Raw genomic sequence first — 18,703 nt, forward strand, 5'->3', positions numbered from 1 at the left:
GCGCTCCCGCCGCCTTGGCATCCTGAAGAAGTGTGTTCACGCTATTTCACCGGCAATGTCTTGGGCCGCCAGCTCGCGCGACGGGTCTCGAATTCGGAAATGAGCGCTTCGTCGCGCAGGGTCAGGCCGATGTCGTCCAGCCCTTCGATCAGGCGCCAACGAGTGTAGTCGTCGACCTCGAAGGGGAAGGTCTCGCCACCGGCGGTGACCGTACGACCAACCAGATCGACGGTCGCTTCTATTCCCGGCGTCGCATCGATCAGCTCCCACAGCCTCGTGATGTCGCTCTCGGCCAGGGCCGCGGCGAGCAGGCCCTGCTTGCCGGAGTTGCCGCGGAAGATGTCGCCGAAGCGCGAGGAGAGCACGACGCGGAAGCCGAAGTCGCGCAGCGCCCAGACGGCGTGCTCGCGGCTGGAGCCGGTGCCGAAGTCGGGGCCCGCGACGAGGATCTGCGCGCCCTGGAAGGCCGGCCGGTTCAGCACGAACTCCGGGTCCTGGCGCCAGCCGTGGAAGAGAGCGTCCTCGAAGCCGGTCTTGGTGACCCGCTTGAGGAAGACGGCCGGGATGATCTGGTCGGTGTCGACGTTGCTGCGCTTCAGCGGCGCCGCGATGCCGGTGACGGTCTCGAACTTCTCCATGATCAGGCCTCCACCAGCTCGCGGACGGGCTCCAGGTCCGACGGACTGGAGAGGGTGCCGCGCACGGCGGTCGCAGCGGCGACGAGCGGCGAGACGAGGTGCGTGCGGCCGCCCTTGCCCTGCCGGCCCTCGAAGTTGCGGTTCGAGGTGGAGGCGCAGCGCTCCCCCGGGGCGAGCTGGTCCGGGTTCATGCCGAGGCACATCGAGCAGCCGGCGAAGCGCCATTCGGCGCCGAACGCGGTGATCACCTTGTCCAGGCCCTCGGCCTCGGCCTCGATGCGCACGCGGGCGGAGCCGGGGACGACCATCACCCGGACGCCGGGCGCCTTGGTGCGGCCCGCGATGATCGACGCGAAGGCGCGGAGATCCTCGATGCGCGAGTTGGTGCAGGAGCCCATGAAGACCGCGTCGACCGGGATCTCCTTCATCGGCGTGCCGGCCTCGAGGTCCATGTACTCCAGGGCGCGGCGGGCGTTCGAGCGCTCGTTCGGGTCCTCGATGGCGTCGGGGTCGGGCACGGCCTGCGAGAGCGAGACGCCCTGGCCGGGGTTGGTGCCCCAGGTGACGAAGGGCTCGAGCGCGTCGGCGTCGAGGACGACCTCGGCGTCGAAGACGGCGCCCTCGTCGCTCGGGAGCGTCCGCCAGTAGGCGACCGCGTCGTCCCAGTCCCGGCCCTCGGGGGCGTGCGGACGGCCCTCGAGGTAGGCGAAGGTCGTCTCGTCCGGGGCGACCATGCCGGCGCGGGCCCCGGCCTCGATCGACATGTTGCAGATCGTCATCCGGCCCTCCATCGAGAGCGCGCGGATCGCCGAGCCGCGGTACTCGAGCACGTAGCCCTGACCGCCGCCGGTGCCGATCTTCGCGATGACGGCGAGGATGATGTCCTTCGCGGTGACGCCCTCGCGCAGCTCGCCCTCGACCGTGATCGCCATGGTCTTGAAGGGCTTGAGCGGCAGGGTCTGGGTCGCCATCACATGCTCGACCTCGCTGGTGCCGATGCCGAACGCCATCGCGCCGAAGGCGCCGTGCGTCGAGGTGTGCGAGTCGCCGCAGACCACGGTGATGCCGGGCATGGTCAGTCCGAGCTGCGGGCCGACGACGTGCACGATGCCCTGCTCGATGTCGCCGAGCGAGTGCAGGCGGACGCCGAACTCGGCGGCGTTGCGCCGCAGGGTCTCGATCTGGGTGCGGCTGGTGAGGTCGGCGATCGGCTTGTCGATGCCGACCGTCGGCGTGTTGTGGTCCTCGGTCGCGATCGTGAGATCGGGGCGGCGGACCGGGCGGCCGGCCTGGCGGAGGCCGTCGAAGGCCTGCGGGCTGGTCACCTCGTGCACGAGGTGCAGGTCGATGTAGATCAGGTCGGGGGTGCCGTCCTCGCCCTTGGCGACGAGGTGGTCGTCCCAGACCTTCTCGGCCAGGGTGCGCGGGCGCTCCGCGGCCGGGCGCACAGCGGTATCGGGGGAACTGTCGTTCATGGCGGGATTCTCTTCCTCAGGAATGGTGGTCAGCCCACGAGAGACACCGCGACGAGAGAGGCCTGTCAGATCGAGGTCTCGTCGCGGCGGAGAAGGAGGAGCCGGCCGAACAGCATTGACCGAGGATAGCACCGCGTCGACGCCCGGCCGGGAGGCGCGGCCCGAGCGGATCGGAGCGATCCGGACACGCGATCAGGGCGCGACGAGCATGGCGATCAGCACCGCGGGGACCACCAGCAGCGCCGCCGCGCCGACCACCACGCCGCCGACCACGAAGACCGCGGCGACCGCGGCGCCGACCATCCCGACGAAGCCGGAGCGCCGCTTGACCGGCAGCGCCTCGTGCTCGAACCAATCGCCGTCGAGCGGGTCGGGCGACTCCTGCTCGAAGCGCTCGGCCTCGTCGATCCGGGCCGGCAGCTCGGCGAGCATCATCGCGGCGTGCGACGACTCGGCGGCGAGCTCGAGCGGGCGCACCAGGGCGCGCTCCGCGAACTCGAACGGATCCTCGTCGGCGCGCACCAGGGCGCGCTCGAACGCCCGCCGCTCCTCGGGGGCGGCGCAGTTCTCGATCAGGTAGCCCCAGCGACCCGCCTCGATGAGGTCACCGGAGCGCCGGTAGAGCTCGGACAGGAGGACCCGGGGATCGAGCCACGTGGGGTCGGCATCGACACAGCGCTCGAGGAGCGACACGGCTCCTCGGACGTCCCCCTCTGCGAAGCGCGTCTTCGCGCGATCGAGAGCCTCGACGGTGTCCATCCCTCCAGTATGCCAATCGACAGCCGGGCTCTGCAGTCGGTTGTCGACGCCACTGTGACACGTTCGAGGGTCACGGCACCCGCGGAACGGTCGCGGCTCAGGCTCGGGGGACGAGCACGGCGTCCACGACGACGACCGTCACGTTGTCGCGTCCGCCCGCGTCGACCGCAGCCTGCACGAGCGCCTCGGCGAGGTCGACGCCGTGCAGCGCACCCGCGTCGCGGCGGGCGAGGAGCTCGGCGATGCGGGCGTCGGAGAGCTCCTTGGTGAGGCCGTCGGAGCAGAGCAGGTAGCTCGCCCGCGGCACGATCGGGAGGGTCCAGACGTCGGTCTCGACCTCGTCGTCGGCGCCGAGCGCGCGGGTGACGATGTTCCGGTCGGGGTGCGACTCCGCCGCCTCGCGGGTGAGCAGGCCGGCCGAGACCAGCTCCTGCACCGCCGAGTGGTCGACGGTGAGCTGCTGGATCCCGGCGCCGTCCCAGCGGTAGACGCGGGAGTCGCCGACGTTGAAGAGGGCCCAGGACGCGGGCCCGTCGCCGTCGGGACGGACGAGGGTCAGTCCGGTGAGCGTCGTCCCGCAGAGCGCACCGCCGACGTCGAGATCGCGGACGGCGGCGTTGGCGGTCTCGACGGCGGCGAAGACGTCCGAGACGGGCCCGATCGCCTCGGCGGTGCCCGCCCTCAGGCTCTCGACGGCCGTCGTGCTCGCCAGGTCGCCGCGGGCGTGCCCGCCCATGCCGTCGGCGACGGCCACCAGGGTCGGCGCGACGAGCAGCGCGTCCTCGTTCACCCGCCGGACGGCGCCCACGTCGGTGCTGCTCGACACCGTCAGGAGGAGGGTGCCCTGCGGCAGATCGATGCTGGTGGTGGTCGTCGTCGCAGTCACGGGACCGGGCTCACTTCTTCTCGGCGCGGTCCTGCCCGTCGGCGTCGGCGACGACCTCCGGGTGGCCGTCGTGCAGCTCGATGTGGGAGTGCTCGCGGCGCATCTTGATCAGGCTCGCGACCGTGGCGACGGTCATGCTGACGACGATGACGGCCAGCGAGGTGATCGTGTCGATGTCCCAGACCGGCAGCGGCTCGCCGCCGTTGAGGAAGGGCAGGTCGTTCTCGTGCAGGGCGTGCAGCACGAGCTTCACACCGATGAAGGCGAGGATGAACGCGATGCCGTACTTGAGGTACTCGAGCTTGTCGATCAGTCCGCCGAGCAGGAAGTAGAGCTGGCGCAGACCCATCAGGGCGAAGATGTTGGCGGTGAAGACGATGAACGGGCTCTCCGTGATGCCGAAGATCGCCGGGATCGAGTCGAGCGCGAACAGCAGGTCCGTCGAGCCGATCGCGAGGAACACGATCAGCATCGGCGTGAAGTACTTCTTCCCGTCCTTCACCGTGCGGATCTTCGAGCCGTCGAACTCGTCCGAGATCTTCACGCGCTTGCGCAGCAGGCGGATGAGGAGGTTGTCGGTGCCCTCGTTCTCGTCCTCCTTGCCGAACGCCTGGTTCCAGGCGGTGTAGACGAGGAAGGCGCCGAAGAGGTAGAAGATCCAGCTGAAGCTCTCGATCAGCTGCGCGCCGAGGAGGATGAACACCCCGCGGAAGATCAGCGCGATGATGATGCCCACCATCAGCACTTCCTGCTGGTACTTCGGCGGCACCGCGAAGCGGCCCATGATGATCACGAAGACGAACAGATTGTCGATCGACAGGCTGTACTCGGTCAGCCAGCCCGCGACGAACTGACCGGCGACCTCTCCCCCGCCCAGCAGCAGCATCACCAGCGCGAAGATCAGCGCGAGCGTGACGTAGAAGCCGACCCAGAGGCCCGACTCCTTCAGGCTCGGCACGTGCGGGCGCTTGTAGACCAGCAGCAGGTCCGCGGCCAGGATGAGGCTCAGGACGACGAACGAGCCGGTCACGAACCAGACGGGCAGCTCTTGCATGGGACGACCTTCCGGGTGAGTGTGTTCCGACGGTCCCTCCCCGGGGAGCGGGCCGTTAAACGAGAAGAACCCCCGGCCATGACCGGGGGTTCTGCTCGTGTTGCCGTGGTGACCCCAGCGGGATTTGAACCCGCGTTACCGCCGTGAGAGGGCGACGTCCTAGGCCGCTAAACGATGGGGCCGCGTTTTTGCAACTCGAAGAGTGTTGCACACGGATCCGCACCGGTGCAAATCGAGCGGGTGGACGGCGCGGCTGCCGGGACCGCCTTGCACGGCGGCGGCCCCCGCGAGAGGCTCGGATCATGCGACTGACCAAGCTCGAGCACGCCACCGTCCTCGTCGAGGAGGCGGGCTCGCGGCTCGTCCTCGACCCCGGATCCTTCACCCGGCCCGTCGAGGGCACGGCCGACACGGTCGCGGTCGTGATCACCCACGAGCACGCCGATCACTGGACCCCCGAGCAGCTGGAGCGCCTGCGCGCCGCGAACCCGGGACTGCGCATCCTCGGCCCGGCCGGCGTCGCCGCGGCGGCCGAGGGCTTCGACGTCGAGACGGTCGCCGAGGGCGACGTCGTCGAGGTCGGGCCGTTCGAGCTGCGCTTCTTCGGCTCCCGGCACGCGGTGATCCACTCCTCCATCCCCGTGATCGACAACGTCGGAGTGCTGGTGAACGGCCGCTTCTACTACGCGGGCGACTCCTTCACCGTGCCCACCGGTGCCGACGTCGAAGTGCTGGCGGCCCCCTCGGGAGCCCCGTGGATGAAGATCGCGGAGTCGATCGACTACATCCTCGAGCTCGCACCGCGGCACGCCTTCGCGACGCACGAGCGGGTGCTCTCGGAGGCCGGTCAGAAGCTCGGCCACGACCGCCTCGGCTGGGCGACCCGCGAGGGCGGCGGCGAGTACCACGCCCTCGAGCCCGGCGACGTGCTCGACGTCTAGCCGCACGGAGTGCGCGCTCGTCAGAGGATGCGGGAGTCGAGGATCTCGGCCTGATCGAGGTCGCGCCGTGCCGGTGAGCTCGAGGACGTCCGACCGAGGAGGCGTCGAGGATCCGGCGGTGATGCGACCGGACGGCGGGATCAGGACCGAGCGACGACGTGCTCGAGGTCGGCGCCGAACTCGAAGGTGCCCGATGCCTCGGCGCCGGAGCGCAGCACCGCGGGCAGCCAGAAGCGTGCGTCGTCCCACATCCGGTCGAGCGGGACCTCGTCGAGCGGGACGAAGGCGGCGGCGAGCTCGCCCGACGCGACCACGTCGCCCGACCAGCGGCGGCAGACGAAGACGTGCGAGCGCTGACTCCAGGCGGGCCGGTGCGGGAAGAGGTAGTCGAGGGAGCCGCGGGGCTCGAGGTCCGTCGGCTCCGTGCGCAGGCCGACCTCCTCCGCGAGCTCGCGGACGGCGGCCTCGGCGGGCGACTCCCCCGGCTCGAGCTTGCCGCCGGGCGCCACGATCCGGCCCTCGCCGAGGCCGCGGAGCTTCCGCCCCAGCAGCACCTCGACGCCGCGGGGCGAGTCGCGGAGGACGTAGACGACGCAGACCTCGGGCAGCGGGCGGATCGGGGGCTGCGCACCCATGCCGCACCTCCGCTCGCCGGGTCCGGGGGGTCGGGACCGCCGTCGTAGGCTAGCCCGGTGACGACGACCGCGCTCGAGCGCTTCCAGGCCCTGCTGCGGGTCGACACGGTGTCGCACTCCGACGAGTCCGACACCGACTGGAGCCGCTTCCGCGTCTTCCAGGAGCTGCTCGAGCAGTTCTACCCCGCGCTGCACAGTGCCCTCGAGCGCGAGACCGTGGCCGGTCACTCCCTGGTCTGGCGCTGGCGCGGCACCGAGGACGGCGAGCCCTCGGTCCTGATGGCGCACTACGACGTGGTCAGCGTCACCCCCGACGACTGGTCGATCGCGCCGTTCGCGGCCGACACCGTCCTCCGCCCCGACGGCCGCACGGCGATCGTGGGGCGCGGCGCGCTCGACGACAAGGGCTCCCTCGTCGCGCTCCTCGAGGCCGTCGAGGCGGCCGTCCTGCGCGGCGAGCGTCCCCGCAGGGACGTCTACCTCGTCTCGACGCACAACGAGGAGACGGCCGGCGACGGTGCGCCGTCGATCGTCGCCCTGCTCGGCGCGCGCGGGGTGCGCCCCCGCTTCGTGCTGGACGAGGGCGGCAACGTCCGCCGCGGCATCGTGCCCGGAGTGAGCACGCCGATCGCCGTCATCGGCGTCACCGAGCGCGGCATCATGAACCTCGAGCTGACCTGCCGCGACGCGGGCGGGCACGCCTCCGCCCCGCCGCCCCTGCCGGGCATGCTCGCCACCCAGCGCCTCGCGCGGGCGATCCACCGCCTGACCGAGAACCCGTTCCCCTCGACGCTGCCGGAGCCGATCGCCGAGCTGGTGCGCACCGCCGCACCCCGCGCCGACGCCGCGCACGCCGTCTGGTACGCCAGCCCGCACGAGCACCCCGACGCGGTCATCGGCGCTCTCGCCTCGCACTCCAACCGCGCCGCGGCGATGCTGCGGACCACCGTGGCGATCACGCAGCTGCGCGGCAGCACCGGGGCCAACGTCCTCGCGTCCTCCGCCAGCGCGATCGCGAACGTGCGGATCAACCCGGGCGGCACCGTCGCCGGCGTGGTCGAGCGGATCCGCGCGGTGATCGACGACCCCGAGGTCGAGATCGAGGTGCGCGTCGCGCACGAGCCCTCCCCCGTCTCCCCCACCGGCGAGCCGGGCGACGGCGGCCCCTACGACGTGCTCCGCGGCGTCGTGCAGGAGGTCTTCCCCGAGGCGATCGTCGCGCCCTACGTGCAGACCGGTGGCAGCGACGCCCGGCACTTCCACGCGATCAGCGACGGGGTCTACCGCTTCATCCCCTTCGAGATCAGCCCGCAGCAGCAGCTCGGCATCCACGGCGCCGACGAGTCGATCGAGGTCGACCAGTTCGAGCGCGCCATCGCCTTCTACGCGCGGCTCCTGCTCGAGCTCTGACGAATCCCTCTGCAGTGCCGATGCGCGGCGTGGGCGCTCGGTGTGCGGGGAGTGCGCGCAGGGTGTGCCGTTCCTGAGGACCGAGGCGCCGGGCAGCGCCGAATCTGGGAAAACCGTTCGATGACGCGCCGGTCCTCGTTGGCCGTCCGTTCACCCCGCGATGATGGACTGAGCCTCGCGGGAGCAGTTCCCAGCCCGCGGACCGCAGTACAGCACCATGCGACATCCCGTACCGACGCCGACTCGATCGAGCCGGCCCCACCGATCGTGGAACCCGAGGATCATGACTGTCCGCCAGGCCGAGTACCCCCGGCCGAACCACTTCATCCTTCACCTCAGCGACACCCACTTCATCGCCGGAGACGGCGGGCTGTACGGCTCCGACGTCGACAGCGAGGCGCAGCTCCGCCGCCTGTTCGACGAGCTGGAGGCCTCGGGCGGTCGCCCGGAGGCGGTCGTGATCACCGGCGATCTGGCCGACAAGGGCGAGCCGCAGGCGTACGCCAAGCTGCGCGCCGTCGTCGAGCCGGCCGCCGCCCGCCTGGGTGCGGAGGTGATCTGGGTGATGGGCAATCACGACGACCGCGGAGCGTTCCGCTCCGGCCTGCTCGACCAGCTGCCGACCACGCAGCCGATCGACCGCGTGCACGACGTGAACGGACTGCGCATCATCGCGCTGGACTCGACCGTCCCCGGTGCCCACTACGGCGAGATCTCGGACGCCCAGCTCGACTGGCTCGCCGAGGAGCTCTCCAGCCCGGCGCCGCACGGCACGATCCTGGCGCTGCACCACCCGCCGGTGCCGAGCGTGCTCGACCTGTCGGTGCTCGTCGAGCTCCGCGATCAGCCGGCGCTCGCGGAGGTCCTCGAGGGCTCGGACGTCCGCAGCATCATCGCCGGCCACCTGCACTACTCCTCGACGGCGACGTTCGCGGGCATCCCCGTCTCGGTCGCGTCGGCCACCTGCTACACGCAGGACCTCAACGTGCCGGTCGGCGGCACCCGCGCCCGCAATTCGGCGCAGGCCTTCAACCTCATCCACGTCTACGACGGCACGGTGCTGCACTCGGTGGTGCCGATCGGCGCCTCGACCGAGGTGTCCTACGTCTCGGCGAACGAGACCGAGCGGATCCTCGCCTCGCACGGCGTCGAGATCGCCCCGGCCACGGCCGCTCCGCTCGAGCAGGTCGAGGCGCTCTACCCGCCCGTCGCGGAGCCGGTCGGCGTCAGCGCCTAGCGGCCCGCGTTCGATCTGCAGGCGATCCGCGCCGACAGACGATCCCGTCCGCGGATCCGAGTCTCCGGAGCCGCGGATCGCCTGCAGAACAGACGGGAGCCTGCAGAACCGGCAGGTGCTGCAGAGCGGACGTCAGCGCTTGGAACGGTTGCGGTCGAGGGCGAACAGACGGCCGGCGAAGGCGAGGGCCGCGCCGAGGGCGATCCCGACGCCGAAACCCGCGCCGACCCCGATGCCGGGGAAGACGAGCGCGCTGGCGAGTCCGAGCAGCAGCCCGAGGACTCCTCCGCCGATCGCCCAGCCCATGATCAGTCGACCGTCTCCCACGGCGCCGGGATCGGGTAGTACTCCTCGAGGAAGTCGATCACCGCGCGGGTGCGCACCTCGGCGGAGATCTCGGGGAAGCTGCCGTCGTTCAGGCAGAAGAAGTCGACGGCGCGGTTCTTCAGCAGCTTCTTCATGTCCTTCAGGCCCTGGTGCATCGTCGTGTCGACGTACTTCACGGAGGCGTTCTCCTGCACCACCGCGCGGCCGGTCATCAGCGCGTAGTAGTGGTAGAGCGAGTTGGTGACGGAGACGTCGCTCGCCGAGCGGAAGCGGCTCGCGGCCGTCGCGGTGAACTCCGGCTCGAACTCGGACTCGAGCTCGGCCATCACGCTCTTGCGGAGCGGCGTGGCGGCGTGCTCGAGGTGGCGGGTCGTCATCGCGCCGAAGCGCTCGCGGAGCAGCCGGCGGTTGACACGCGCCGCGTTCTCGAACCCGCTGCGGGAGGCGTTGGAGTCGCCCATCCCGATGCGGGTGGTCGCCTCGATGAACTTGGTGATGCCTCCGGGCGAGAAGAAGATCGACGGGTCGACGGGGCGGCCGAAGAACATGTCGTCGTTCGAGTAGAGGAAGTGCTCGGCCAGGCCGGGGATGCGGTGCAGCTGGCTCTCGACCGCGTGCGAGTTGTGCGTGGGCAGCACCGAGAGGTCGCGGAAGTGGTCCTCGCTGCGGACCAGGGTGACGTCGGGGTGCTCGTCGAGCCAGCGCGGGCGCGGCGAGTCGGTGACGATGTAGATGTGCCGGACCCACGGCGCGTACATGTAGACGCTGCGCAGCGCGTACTTCAGCTCGTCGATCTGGCGGAAGCGCGCGGGGGCGTCGTCGCCCTCGCCCACGACGTAGCTGGCCATCCGGGCGGCGCGGGCGCGCTGGAACTCCAGGTCCGTCCCGTCGACCCAGGAGAAGACGATGTCCACGTCGAAGCGGATGTCGCTGACCAGCGGCTCGAACATGCCCTCGAAGGTCGGCCAGGTGCGGCCGTAGGCCTCGACGTGCGCGTCGATCGCCTCGGCGACGGGGAGGCTGCTGCGCATCAGCGCGTTCTCGGCGGGAGTGGTGATCTCCTCCTCGCCGACCTTCCAGAACTCCAGGCGGACACCGCTGCGGGCGCCGTAGCGGAGCGAGCCGCTCGAGGAGACGCGGGGCCGGAAGAGCGAGAAGACGGCGGCGCGCGGGTACGGGGCGATCGCGCCCTCGGCCAGGAGCAGGGGCGGGGTGCCGCGCTTGTCGAGCGTCTTCACGTAGAAGGGCTCGGTGGCGAAGGCGCGGGCCAGGAGCGTCGCCAGCTCGGCGCCGAGCGAGCGGTCGATCGCGAGGAAGGGAGCGCCCTTCGTGCCGCGGATGAGGCGGTAGGGGAACTCGGCCTCGTCGAGCACCTCGCCGAGGGCGATCAGGTCCTCGGTCCAGGCCGCCTGCGGGGTCGTACTCGAGTTGACCAGCGAGAACAGTCCGGCATGGACGACGACGTCGTCACGGTCGAAATGGCGCGGACGCAGGAGGGCAGACGGCAGAGGACGGACAGAAGGCATGATTCACATTATCCGCCGCCTGTTTCGTGCGGATGACCGTCCTGCTCAGCTTGACAGGGAGTGCAGCCGCTCCAGAGCCGCGTCCCCGGCCTTCGCGGCCTCCCGAGCGCGCGTCTCCTCGCGGGCGGAAGCGGCGCCGAGGGCGAACGCCGGCTCGCTGCGGCGGGCCGCCACGAGCGCGTGGCCGCGGAGCACGTCGCGGGCGGCGAGGGCGTCGCGCTCCTCTCCCAGCGCGTCGGCGACGGCCTCCGCCGCCTTCGCGAGCCTGCGCCGCTTCGAGCCGACCGCGGCCGGGACCACGGCGCTCCACGCCTCGACGACGTAGCGCAGGCGCTTGGCGGCCTTGCGCACCTCGTGGCGGGCCTCGAGATCGTCCTCGCCGCTCCGCGCCTCGTCGACCCGCGAGAGCTCCTTCGCGAGGGAGCGGCGGACGAGCTTCTTCGCGCTCGCGGCGGCCTTCGCCGTCCGCGGCGGATCCGCCAGCAGGGCGTCGAGGGAGTCGAGCAGGGCGAGGTAGCGGGCGCCGCGCAGAGTCTTCGCGACCCGCTGCAGCGCCACGGCCTGCCGGCGCTCGATCGCGTCGAAGAGGGTGGTCCCGGCGACGGCCTTCGCGGGCAGTCCCTCCCCCGCCTCCTGGACGGCGGTGCGGAGCCGGGCGGCGAGCACCTCCTCGTCGCGGGCGGCGCCGAGCACGCCGCCGAGCCAGCGCAGCTCGTCGCGCAGCGGGTCGAGGGCCTCGCGGTCGAGCACGGACCGGGAGGCGGCCAGGACGCTGCGGAGGCGGCGGGTGTGCAGGCGCATCCGGTGCAGCGCGTCGTCGGCCTCCAGCCGCACCCGCGGATCGACGGCGCGCAGGCCGGCCAGGAGCTCGCGGATCGCGGCGAGCGCCGCCTCCCCGCCGTCCTCGGCTGCGGAGTGCCCGTCCTCGATCGGACCGCCGGTGGCCCGGGCGAGCTTCGACGCGCTCTCGGCGGGGCGGGCGCCCGCGGCCAGCAGCCGCTCCTCGATCGCGTCGAGCACCGCCTCGCCCTCGGGGCCGTGGACGTCGACGAGCTCGACCTCCCACTCCCGCCAGCGCCGCTCGACGCCCGAGCGCTGGTCGTGCGCGATGACGAGGTCGTCGGCGATCTCGGCGAGGCGACGGCCGGCGGAGTCCGCGACGCGGGTGATCGCTCGGACGGTCTCGAGGGTGGCGAGCGGCTCGAGCCGCGAGCGGCCGACGTGGCCGAGCACGGGCTCCCGGACCTCGGCAGGCACGGTGCGCGAGGCGGTGAGCGGCGCATGGATCTCGGTGCGGCCCGAGGAGCCGGGCAGCTTGACGTGCCAGCCCTCGTCCTCGCCGCCCTCGCGGCGGCGGAGCGTGATCCGGCCGCGGGACAGCGCCCGGTCGGCGGTGTCGAAGTACTGGGCCCAGAGGCGGACGGGCTCCTCGGCGCGCGCGGAGGCGACGGCTCCCGCGCCGATCAGATCCGGCAGGGCGGTGTCGGCGCCGACGTCGTACTTGCGCTCCACCTCGGTCTGCACTCGGCGCTGCGCGCCCGCCTTCGTCCTGTCCGCACGCTCAGCCATGCTCCATTGTGCGCACGCGGGCGGCGCTCGCGGGGGCACTCCCTCGGCGGGGCGCGCGGTCGGCCTAGGCTGGGCGGATGACCGCGCCCGTCCCTCCCGTCGCCCGCCGTGTCCCGCTCGAACGCCGTCACCACGGCGATCTCGTGGTCGATCAGTACGAGTGGCTGCGGCAGAAGGAGGAGCCCGAGGTGATCGCGCACCTCGACGCCGAGAACGCCTACACCGACGCCCTCCTCGCTCCCCTCGCCCCGCTCCGCGAGCGCCTCTTCGAGGAGATCCGCTCGCGGACGAAGGAGACCGACCTGTCGGTGCCCGTCCGCGAGGGCGCCTGGTGGTACTTCTCCCGCTCCTACGAGGGCCGCCAGTACGGCGTGCACTGCCGCGCGCCGATCGCGGGTCCGGACGACTGGACCCCGCCCTCCATCGCCGAGGGCGGGCCTCTCGAGGGCGAGCAGGTCGTCCTCGACGGCAACGTCGAGGCCGAGGGACACGACTTCTTCTCGCTCGGCAGCTTCGACGTGTCCAGCGACGGGCGCTTCCTGCTCTTCGGCACCGACGTCGAGGGCGACGAGCGCTACACCCTGCGCGTCCGCGACCTGAGCACGGGCGAGGACCTGCCCGACGTCGTCGAGGGCACCGGCGGCGGCGCCACCTTCGGCGCCGACGCCCGCTTCGTCTTCTACCCCACGGTCGACGAGTCCTGGCGGCCGGACACGATCTGGCGGCACACCGTCGGCACCGACTCCACGGCCGACGAGGTCGTCTTCTCCGAGCCGGACGAGCGCTACTGGATCGGCGTCGGGCTCACCCGCAGCCGCCGCTTCCTCGTCATCGAGATCGGCAGCAAGATCACCAGCGAGTGCCTGCTGCTCGACGCGGAGGAGCCGACCGGCGAGTTCCGCTCGGTCTGGCCGCGCCGCGAGGGCGTCGAGTACGAGGTCGACCACGCCGTCGTCGACGGCCGCGACCGCCTGCTGATCGTGCACAACGACGGCGCCCTCGACTTCGAGATCGTCGAGGAGCCGGCCGACCTCTCGCTCAGCCCCGAGGAGCGGGCGGCCGAGCGCCGCGTGCTCGTCCCGCACACGCCCGGCCGCCGGATCGAGGGCGTCGACGCCTTCGCGAAGCACGTCGTCGTCTCCTACCGCGAGGCGGGGGCGACCCGCCTCGGCCTCCTGATCGACGGCGACGGCGATGCGCGCCTGGAGGAGATCGCCTTCGACGAGCCGCTCTACGACGCGGGGCTCGCCGGCAACCCGGAGTGGGAGCAGCCCGCGCTGCGCCTCGCCTACACCTCGTTCGTCACCCCCTCCACGGTGCTCACCCTCGACGTCGCGACCGGTGAGCGGACGGTGCTCAAGCAGCAGCCGGTCCTCGGCGACTACGACCCCGAGCGCTACGAGCAGCGCCGCGAGTGGGCGACCGCCCAGGACGGCACGCGCATCCCGCTGTCGCTGGTCTGGCGACGCGACGCGGCGGCACCCGACGAGGCGCCCGCGCCGCTGCTGCTCTACGGCTACGGCTCGTACGAGGCGAGCATCGACCCCGGCTTCTCGATCGCACGGCTCTCGCTGCTCGACCGCGGGGTCGTCTTCGCCATCGCGCACGTGCGCGGGGGCGGCGAGATGGGCCGCTCCTGGTACGAGGAGGGCAAGACCCTCGCCAAGCGCACCACCTTCACCGACTTCGTCGACTCCGCCCGCCACCTCGTCGAGGCGGGCTTCACCACGCCGGAGCGCCTCGTCGCGCAGGGCGGCTCGGCCGGCGGCCTGCTGATGGGCGCGGTCGCGAACCTGGCGCCGGAGGCCTTCGCCGGGATCCTGGCGCAGGTGCCGTTCGTCGACGCGCTGACCTCGATCCTCGACCCGTCGCTGCCGCTCACCGTGATCGAGTGGGACGAGTGGGGCGACCCGCTGCACGACCCCGAGGTCTACGCCTACATGAAGTCGTACTCGCCCTACGAGAACGTCCGCGAGGACGTCCGGTACCCGCGGATCCTCGCGACGACGAGCCTCAACGACACCCGCGTGCTCTACGTCGAGCCCGCGAAGTGGGTGGCGCGGCTGCGCGAGGTCGGGGCGCCGGCGCTGCTCAAGATCGAGATGACGGCCGGGCACGGCGGCGTCAGCGGGCGCTACGAGCGCTGGCGCGAGGTGGCGTTCGAGTACGCCTGGATCCTCGACGTGCTGGGGCTGGCGGTGGACACGGAGCAGACGCGCGGCGAGTGAGCGCCCGCTCCGGATCGGGCGGGCGCGCCGCAAGCCCCACCGGGGCGTCGATCGCGCCGCGTAAGGTTCGGGGTGCCGACCGAGGGGAAGTGCAGAGATGAGCGCAGGACTGTCGATCGACCGGGCCGCGGCCTGGGTCGCCGATCAGCGGTGGTACGCGAGCAAGGGGCGCCGCCCCGAGCTGGAGATCCGGGGCGAGTGGCGCCTGGAGCGCGGTGACGGCGATGTCGTCGTGCACCTCGTCATCGACCGCGCGGGCTCGAGCCCGGTGCTCTACCAGGTGCCGGTGACGGTGCGCTCGGCGCCCGTCGCGGGCCTCGAGGATGCGCTGATCGAGAGCGACGGCTCCCGCTTCGTCTACGACGGTCCCCGCGACCCGCTCTTCGCGCGGGCGCTCTTCGAGCTGATCGCCGACGGCGGCTCCTCCGACGCGGAGGGCGCCCTGGGCGGCGCCCGCGCCGAGGGCCACCGCCAGCCCGGCGCCGTCATCGGCGCGTTCGCCTCGTCGCGGATCCTCAGCGGCGAGCAGTCGAACACCTCGATCATCGTGCAGACCACCGCGGAGGACGGCTCGGCCGGCACCCCCGTGATCGTCAAGGTCTTCCGTGCGCTGCACCACGGCGAGAACCCGGACGTCACCGTGCAGTCGGCACTGAACGCCGCGGGCAGCACGCTCGTGCCGCCCGTGATCGGCAACGTCACCGGCGAGTGGGACGACCGCGGCGAGCCGTCGGGGCGCGCCTTCGGCCACCTCGCCTTCGCACAGGAGTTCCTGCCGGGCGTCGAGGACGCCTGGCGCGTGGCGCTCGAGGCCGTCGCCGGCGACAGCGACTTCACCGGTCCGGCCCGCGCACTGGGCCTGGCGACCGCGCAGGTGCACTCCACCCTCGCCGAGGTGATGCCGACGGAGGACGCGACCCCCGAGGTCGTGCAGCGGATGATCGCGACCATGCGGCGCCGGCTGCGGATCGCCTCCTCCGAGGTGCCCGTCATCGCCGAGGACGCCGACGCGATCGACGCGGTCTTCCAGGCGGCCGAGCAGGCCCCGTGGCCGCGGCTGCAGCGGATCCACGGCGACTACCACCTCGGCCAGGTGCTGTCCGTGCCCGGCCGCGGCTGGGTGCTCCTCGACTTCGAGGGCGAGCCGCTGCGGCCGATGCACGAGCGCCTGCTGCCGGACATCGCGCTGCGCGACGTGGCGGGGATGCTCCGCTCCTTCGACTACGCGGCCGGAGCGCACGAGCAGGCGTCTCCGGGCAGCTCCCGGGCCGCGTGGGCGCTGGCGAGCCGCCGCGCCTTCCTCGAGGGCTACACCGAGGAGGCGGGCGACGCGGTCACCGCGCACCGCGCCGTCCTGGACGCCTTCGAGCTCGACAAGGCGATCTACGAGGCCATCTACGAGGCGCGCAACCGCCCCGAGTGGCTGTCGATCCCGGTGACCGCGGTGCAGCGCCTCGTCGGACGCTCGTAGGGTGCAGGTATGACCGCACGCGACGAGACCAGCGACACCCCCGACTCCGACACCCGCGAGGACGGGCCGCTCGACCCGCTGAGCGACTTCAGCATCCCCGGCGACACCGACCTGCACGTGGCCGGCGACGCCTCGGGCGCCGACGGCCGCGAGGTCGCCGAGCCCTCCGAGGACGAGTAGCCCGGAAGGCATGCTGGTCGAGTAGCCCCGCAGGGGCGTATCGGGACCGACCATCACCCGGACTCCCGGCGATGGCGGATCGCGATACGCCCGCTCCGCGAGCTACTCGATCAGCTTGGGCGGCCCGCATCGCGGGCTGCTCGACCAGCAGGTGAGCTGCGAGGGCGGCTCAGCCGCCCATCTCGGGCTCGGCGTAGGAGGCGAGGGTCGAGCCGGCGGCGGCGCAGCCGACCCCGAGGTCGGACTGCAGGGTGCTCCACTCCGGTGACGACGGGTCGTAGGTCCATCGGCCGGCGGCCGCCTGGGCGTCCTGCAGGTAGGTCCGGATGCCGGAGGACGCGGCGGAGACGCCGGTCTCGTCCGGCTCCGGGTTCTGCATCCGCACCGTCTGGAGCTGGAAGGCCTGCCGCTCGAGGAACACCTGGTACGCCTCGTCGGAGACGTCGCCGCGGTCGTGGTACCACTGCATCGTCCAGCCGAGGCTGAGCAGCGAGCTGTACCGGCCGCAGGCGTAGGACGCGCTGGTGTCCTGCTCGCCCGGGACGGTGCCGCGCGCCGTCGGCTCGACCGTCACCGTGACGGTCGGCGCCGGGGTCTGCGCCTCGGCGCCTCCCCCGCGCGTGCAGCCCGTCAGCGCGGCGGCTGCGGCGGCGAGGCCGAGCGCGGTCACGCAAAGTCGAGGCGTGAACGGACGTCGAATGTGCGTGTGATCCCCCATGCGCCGACCCTACCGGGCGACCGGCGCAGGGGGCCGAACGGCGTCAGCGCACCGGCGCGAGCGGCGTGACCGCGGGTCCCTCCAGCACCGTCCCGTCGGCGGCGAAGCGCGAGCCGTGCAGGGGGCAGTCCCAGCTGCGCTCGGCGTCGTTCCAGGTGACGACGCCGCCCAGGTGCGGGCAGACCGCCGACATCGCGCAGCGGCGGCCCCCGACGGTCGAGACGGCGACCGGCTGGAGGCCGTCGCGCGCGAGCAGGCCCTCGCCCTCCGCCGGCACCACGTCCACCGACCGCGGCGCGCGCAGGGCCGACCAGTAGCCGCGGGCGTACCAGGCGCCGACCGCGGCGAGCGCTCCGGCGCCCTCCGCCATCACCCGGGGCAGGGTGGGCCGGCGGTGCAGGACCTTCGCCCACGGCGGCGTCTCTCCCCGGGAGTCGCCGACCAGCGTCAGCGCCGCCTGCACCGCGTTGGTCATCCCCCACTTGTCGTAGCCGGAGGCGAAGAAGATCCGGCCCCGACCGCGCGGCAGCCAGCCGACGAACGGCACGCGGTGGAACGCCTCGTAGTCCTGGGCGCTCCACTGCGCGATCGGCTCGGCGCCGGGGAAGGAGCGGCGGGTCCAGGCGATCAGGTCGTCGACGCTCTCCTGCGTCCGCGCGCGCCGGCCGACCCCGTGGCCGTTGCCGCCGATCAGCAGCAGCCGCTCCCCGTCCCGCTCCACGTCGCGGATCGAGCGCGAGGGCCCGTCGACGGAGAGGTACATGCCGTCCGGGATCGACTCGGCCCCGCGGAAGGCGACGGCGTAGGAGCGCAGCGCGACCTGCTTGGCGAAGTAGAGTCCGCGGTCCAGGATCGGCGTGCCGGTGAGCAGGTAGGCCCGCTCGCCGGTCACCTCGCCGGCGCTGGTCCGCACCCGGACGGGCGAGGAGGCCCGCATCCCGAGCACGCGGACGCCCTGCACGAGGACGCCGCCCGCGGCGCGGAAGTCGGCGGCGAGCGCCGTCAGCACCGCCATCGGATCGAACTCCGCCTGGTCGTCGAGCGCGACGGCGGCGGTGCTCGGGAAGGGCGTGTCCAGCTCCCCGATGAGGCGGGTCGCGAGGCCGAAGCGGCGGGCCGTCTCGTGCTCGCGCAGCACCGCGGGGACGCCGTCGGGGGTCTGCGCGTAGCTGTAGGCGGTGCGGCGCTGCACGGGCACGCCGGCCTCGCGGAGGTAGTCGACGAGCCAGGTGAAGCCCGCGAGGTTCGCGGCGACGTAGGCCTGCGTGACCGCGGGGGTGTTGCGCGCGGCGATCTTCGACAGGTGCGCGCCCTGCAGCAGGCTGAGCTTGGCGGTGCTGCTGCCGGTCGCGACCGCGCCGACCTCGCGGGCCTCGAGGACGAGGACGCGACGGCCGCTGCGCTGGAGCAGGAGCGCCGTGACGAGTCCCGAGAGGCCGGCGCCGACGATCACGTCGTCGTAGTGCGCACCCGGGACGAACTCGTCGCCCGCAATCGGCGCGGCGTCCTGCCGCCAGAGCGAGGTCGCCTCGGTCGCCGGCACGTCGGTTCGCTTCATCGGGTCTCCCTAAGCTCGGGCCGCGGACGGCGGCTCGGACCGACGCTACGCGCGGGGACCGGGCGCGTCAGGGTGTTGACAGGGCGCCGGG

At 72.5% G+C, this 18,703-nt stretch carries 17 protein-coding genes and 1 tRNA gene; 6 read left to right on the plus strand and 12 right to left on the minus strand.

What is annotated here, in order from left to right; all coding sequences use genetic code 11:
• Positions 1 to 41: 41 nt before the first annotated feature.
• The 6 genes from leuD to HRK28_RS02205 all read right to left on the minus strand — a co-directional run bounded on the left by leuD (position 42) and on the right by HRK28_RS02205 (position 4,994).
• Positions 42 to 638: a 3-isopropylmalate dehydratase small subunit gene (gene leuD, locus HRK28_RS02180; protein WP_160088521.1), complete on the minus strand. Its 597-nt coding sequence runs from the start codon at positions 636 to 638 to the stop codon at positions 42 to 44.
• A 2-nt stretch (positions 639 to 640) separates the two neighbouring features.
• Positions 641 to 2,113, minus strand: coding sequence for a 3-isopropylmalate dehydratase large subunit (leuC, locus tag HRK28_RS02185; RefSeq protein WP_173250284.1), 1,473 nt, complete (start codon positions 2,111 to 2,113; stop codon positions 641 to 643).
• Positions 2,114 to 2,305: 192 nt separating this feature from the next.
• Positions 2,306 to 2,872, minus strand: coding sequence for a DUF6584 family protein (locus HRK28_RS02190; protein ID WP_173250285.1), 567 nt, complete (start codon positions 2,870 to 2,872; stop codon positions 2,306 to 2,308).
• A 97-nt stretch (positions 2,873 to 2,969) separates the two neighbouring features.
• Positions 2,970 to 3,758: a protein phosphatase 2C domain-containing protein gene (locus HRK28_RS02195; protein ID WP_173250286.1), complete on the minus strand. Its 789-nt coding sequence runs from the start codon at positions 3,756 to 3,758 to the stop codon at positions 2,970 to 2,972.
• A 10-nt stretch (positions 3,759 to 3,768) separates the two neighbouring features.
• Positions 3,769 to 4,812 carry a TerC family protein gene (locus tag HRK28_RS02200; RefSeq protein WP_123445561.1) on the minus strand — a complete coding sequence of 348 codons (1,044 nt, stop codon included), beginning with the start codon at positions 4,810 to 4,812 and terminating at the stop codon, positions 3,769 to 3,771.
• Positions 4,813 to 4,918: 106 nt separating this feature from the next.
• A tRNA-Glu gene (locus HRK28_RS02205) sits at positions 4,919 to 4,994 on the minus strand.
• Between the two features lie 120 nt (positions 4,995 to 5,114).
• Here HRK28_RS02205 and HRK28_RS02210 point away from each other — a divergent pair.
• Positions 5,115 to 5,753, plus strand: coding sequence for an MBL fold metallo-hydrolase (locus HRK28_RS02210; protein ID WP_173250287.1), 639 nt, complete (start codon positions 5,115 to 5,117; stop codon positions 5,751 to 5,753).
• Between the two features lie 140 nt (positions 5,754 to 5,893).
• Here the strand turns inward: HRK28_RS02210 and HRK28_RS02215 are convergent, their stop codons facing one another.
• Positions 5,894 to 6,388, minus strand: coding sequence for an 8-oxo-dGTP diphosphatase (locus tag HRK28_RS02215; protein ID WP_173250288.1), 495 nt, complete (start codon positions 6,386 to 6,388; stop codon positions 5,894 to 5,896).
• A gap of 57 nt (positions 6,389 to 6,445) precedes the next feature.
• Here HRK28_RS02215 and HRK28_RS02220 point away from each other — a divergent pair, with 57 nt between their 5' ends.
• Positions 6,446 to 7,798: a M20/M25/M40 family metallo-hydrolase gene (locus HRK28_RS02220; protein WP_173250289.1), complete on the plus strand. Its 1,353-nt coding sequence runs from the start codon at positions 6,446 to 6,448 to the stop codon at positions 7,796 to 7,798.
• Positions 7,799 to 8,081: 283 nt separating this feature from the next.
• On the plus strand, positions 8,082 to 9,035 hold the full coding sequence (locus tag HRK28_RS02225; RefSeq protein WP_160088507.1) for a phosphodiesterase: 954 nt from the start codon (positions 8,082 to 8,084) through the stop codon (positions 9,033 to 9,035).
• A gap of 132 nt (positions 9,036 to 9,167) precedes the next feature.
• Here the strand turns inward: HRK28_RS02225 and HRK28_RS02230 are convergent, their stop codons facing one another.
• Genes HRK28_RS02230 through HRK28_RS02240 form a run of 3 tightly spaced genes read right to left on the minus strand, consistent with a single transcriptional unit; the run spans position 9,168 to position 12,457 of the window.
• Positions 9,168 to 9,362, minus strand: coding sequence for a hypothetical protein (locus HRK28_RS02230; protein ID WP_173250290.1), 195 nt, complete (start codon positions 9,360 to 9,362; stop codon positions 9,168 to 9,170).
• Positions 9,344 to 10,888 carry a stealth family protein gene (locus HRK28_RS02235; RefSeq protein ID WP_160088503.1) on the minus strand — a complete coding sequence of 515 codons (1,545 nt, stop codon included), beginning with the start codon at positions 10,886 to 10,888 and terminating at the stop codon, positions 9,344 to 9,346. Before HRK28_RS02235 ends, HRK28_RS02230 begins: the two co-directional genes overlap by 19 nt.
• A 45-nt stretch (positions 10,889 to 10,933) precedes the next feature.
• Positions 10,934 to 12,457 carry a CYTH and CHAD domain-containing protein gene (locus tag HRK28_RS02240; RefSeq protein WP_173250291.1) on the minus strand — a complete coding sequence of 508 codons (1,524 nt, stop codon included), beginning with the start codon at positions 12,455 to 12,457 and terminating at the stop codon, positions 10,934 to 10,936.
• Positions 12,458 to 12,534: 77 nt separating this feature from the next.
• Between HRK28_RS02240 and HRK28_RS02245 the strand changes: the two genes are divergently transcribed.
• From HRK28_RS02245 to HRK28_RS02255, 3 genes are all read left to right on the plus strand, one after another.
• Positions 12,535 to 14,685 carry a S9 family peptidase gene (locus tag HRK28_RS02245; protein ID WP_173250292.1) on the plus strand — a complete coding sequence of 717 codons (2,151 nt, stop codon included), beginning with the start codon at positions 12,535 to 12,537 and terminating at the stop codon, positions 14,683 to 14,685.
• A 97-nt stretch (positions 14,686 to 14,782) separates the two neighbouring features.
• A complete protein-coding gene (locus HRK28_RS02250) occupies positions 14,783 to 16,156 on the plus strand; it encodes a phosphotransferase (RefSeq protein WP_160088497.1) in 1,374 nt (457 codons plus the stop codon).
• 9 nt (positions 16,157 to 16,165) lie between these two features.
• Complete coding sequence (locus tag HRK28_RS02255) at positions 16,166 to 16,336, plus strand: hypothetical protein (protein WP_160088495.1); 171 nt, start codon at positions 16,166 to 16,168, stop codon at positions 16,334 to 16,336.
• A gap of 169 nt (positions 16,337 to 16,505) precedes the next feature.
• On the opposite strand, the gene HRK28_RS02260 is transcribed toward HRK28_RS02255, so the two are convergent.
• Both HRK28_RS02260 and HRK28_RS02265 read right to left on the minus strand, forming a co-directional pair.
• Positions 16,506 to 17,006, minus strand: coding sequence for a hypothetical protein (locus tag HRK28_RS02260; protein ID WP_173250293.1), 501 nt, complete (start codon positions 17,004 to 17,006; stop codon positions 16,506 to 16,508).
• Between the two features lie 91 nt (positions 17,007 to 17,097).
• A complete protein-coding gene (locus HRK28_RS02265) occupies positions 17,098 to 18,612 on the minus strand; it encodes an FAD-dependent oxidoreductase (protein ID WP_173250294.1) in 1,515 nt (504 codons plus the stop codon).
• Between the last annotated feature and the right edge of the window lie 91 nt (positions 18,613 to 18,703).

It is taken from the genome of Rathayibacter sp. VKM Ac-2835 (genome assembly GCF_013266705.1).
Classification (GTDB): domain Bacteria; phylum Actinomycetota; class Actinomycetes; order Actinomycetales; family Microbacteriaceae; genus Rathayibacter.

What these genes read in the sequence shown, in the direction of transcription:
- HRK28_RS02225 (WP_160088507.1), top strand. Translation starts at nt 8,082, where the DNA reads ATGACTGTCCGCCAGGCCGAGTACCCCCGGCCGAACCACTTCATCCTT.
- HRK28_RS02190 (WP_173250285.1), bottom strand. Translation starts at nt 2,872, where the DNA reads ATGGACACCGTCGAGGCTCTCGATCGCGCGAAGACGCGCTTCGCAGAG.
- HRK28_RS02255 (WP_160088495.1), top strand. Translation starts at nt 16,166, where the DNA reads ATGACCGCACGCGACGAGACCAGCGACACCCCCGACTCCGACACCCGC.
- leuD (WP_160088521.1), bottom strand. Translation starts at nt 638, where the DNA reads ATGGAGAAGTTCGAGACCGTCACCGGCATCGCGGCGCCGCTGAAGCGC.
- HRK28_RS02265 (WP_173250294.1), bottom strand. Translation starts at nt 18,612, where the DNA reads ATGAAGCGAACCGACGTGCCGGCGACCGAGGCGACCTCGCTCTGGCGG.
- HRK28_RS02240 (WP_173250291.1), bottom strand. Translation starts at nt 12,457, where the DNA reads ATGGCTGAGCGTGCGGACAGGACGAAGGCGGGCGCGCAGCGCCGAGTG.
- HRK28_RS02250 (WP_160088497.1), top strand. Translation starts at nt 14,783, where the DNA reads ATGAGCGCAGGACTGTCGATCGACCGGGCCGCGGCCTGGGTCGCCGAT.
- HRK28_RS02210 (WP_173250287.1), top strand. Translation starts at nt 5,115, where the DNA reads ATGCGACTGACCAAGCTCGAGCACGCCACCGTCCTCGTCGAGGAGGCG.
- HRK28_RS02200 (WP_123445561.1), bottom strand. Translation starts at nt 4,812, where the DNA reads ATGCAAGAGCTGCCCGTCTGGTTCGTGACCGGCTCGTTCGTCGTCCTG.
- HRK28_RS02215 (WP_173250288.1), bottom strand. Translation starts at nt 6,388, where the DNA reads ATGGGTGCGCAGCCCCCGATCCGCCCGCTGCCCGAGGTCTGCGTCGTC.
- HRK28_RS02245 (WP_173250292.1), top strand. Translation starts at nt 12,535, where the DNA reads ATGACCGCGCCCGTCCCTCCCGTCGCCCGCCGTGTCCCGCTCGAACGC.
- leuC (WP_173250284.1), bottom strand. Translation starts at nt 2,113, where the DNA reads ATGAACGACAGTTCCCCCGATACCGCTGTGCGCCCGGCCGCGGAGCGC.
- HRK28_RS02235 (WP_160088503.1), bottom strand. Translation starts at nt 10,888, where the DNA reads ATGCCTTCTGTCCGTCCTCTGCCGTCTGCCCTCCTGCGTCCGCGCCAT.